At 64.1% G+C, this 1138-nt stretch carries 1 protein-coding gene; it reads left to right on the top strand.

From position 1 onward, the window contains the following. The first annotated feature begins 434 nt into the window (after positions 1–434). A complete protein-coding gene (locus tag ABZ693_RS36120; RefSeq protein WP_359885726.1) occupies positions 435–1043 on the top strand; it encodes a hypothetical protein in 609 nt (202 codons plus the stop codon). Positions 1044–1138: the final 95 nt, after the last annotated feature.

Here is a 1138-nt window from a genome sequence, read left to right as displayed (position 1 = left end):
TACCACAACAGAATACATTTGTCTGGTGTTCATAGGTGTGCTATTCCGATCTGTTCAAATCCTGTCCCCGCTACTTTTCCAGTGGCTCCAGACGTTTACCGCGTCTGGAGCCACTGACGTTTCGACCCGATCACGTCGTCTGCGGTGGGCCTCCGGCGGCCGGCGCGGCCGTCAGGGCGGCTACTCGCCGCCCCGATGGCATTCGTTGGGCAGCTCCCGGGTGGGCCAAAGCACGCAGGATTCGCCGACGCGCCGCCTGGGTCTCGTCGCCATCGAACGCTGGTCAACCCGCGTCACGCCGAGCAGCCAGAACGGCTTCACCGTGACCTTCCACAACGGCGCCCGCATCTTCGCGCGCGGGCTCTATTCACCTCGTGCCATCGATGGTTGCCTGGGAGCATGCCTTGGCGGGCCGAGCGGGGAGGCGAAGGAGTATGAGCTTACGCAGACCGAAGCGGCACGACGCAGACGAACTCCGGGCGAAGTTCGTTGCCAACCGGGAGAAGGTCCGGTCGTGGGCGGCGCGTTGGGAATGCCCGGAGGTCGAATGGCCGGCCTTCCTCGAGGTCCCGAGTCCCTGGGCGATCACGCCGCAGGAGCACGACCGGTGGTTGGACCGTTACGCACCCTTCATGAATGAGTACCAGTGGTTCCTCGAAGCCCGGCCCGTAGCAGGAGGCGTCAACGAGCTCCGGGCTTCGTGGGAGTTCGGCGCAGGCCATGAGTTCGAGCGTCTGACCATTCGCTTTCGGAGCGTCCTCGACCCGAACTACCTGGCCGAGAAACTGGCCCTTGGCATTCGCGCGGCCGCTCTCAAGGGCTGGCAGGACGACGATGTCCACGACCTCTACGACTGGCTGCACGAAGGCGTGAACGAGTGTGTGGGCACCAGCATGGTGCGCGGAAAGTATCGCGTGGGCTTTCTCTTGTGCGAGATGACCTGCGCCGCAGTCAGCCGCACCGAGGTCATCACCGAGGCTCGCATCACCCTTACGGATACCTCTCTGGATGGTGCGTCGCTGAATGCCGGTGGCGAGACCTAATACTGCAACCGCATCTGGGGTGTGTGGCCTCGGCGTTTGTAGTGGGAGCGTCGGGCTCGGGCCTGGCTGCGTCTGCGGAAGCGTGACCAGTGCAG

Source organism: Streptomyces laurentii (assembly GCF_040635425.1).
Classification (GTDB): domain Bacteria; phylum Actinomycetota; class Actinomycetes; order Streptomycetales; family Streptomycetaceae; genus Streptomyces; species Streptomyces laurentii.
The sequence above is the reverse complement of the archived record's forward strand: the minus strand, read 5'-3'. Positions and strand labels throughout refer to the sequence as shown.

What these genes read in the sequence shown, in the direction of transcription:
- ABZ693_RS36120 (WP_359885726.1), top strand. Translation starts at nt 435, where the DNA reads ATGAGCTTACGCAGACCGAAGCGGCACGACGCAGACGAACTCCGGGCG.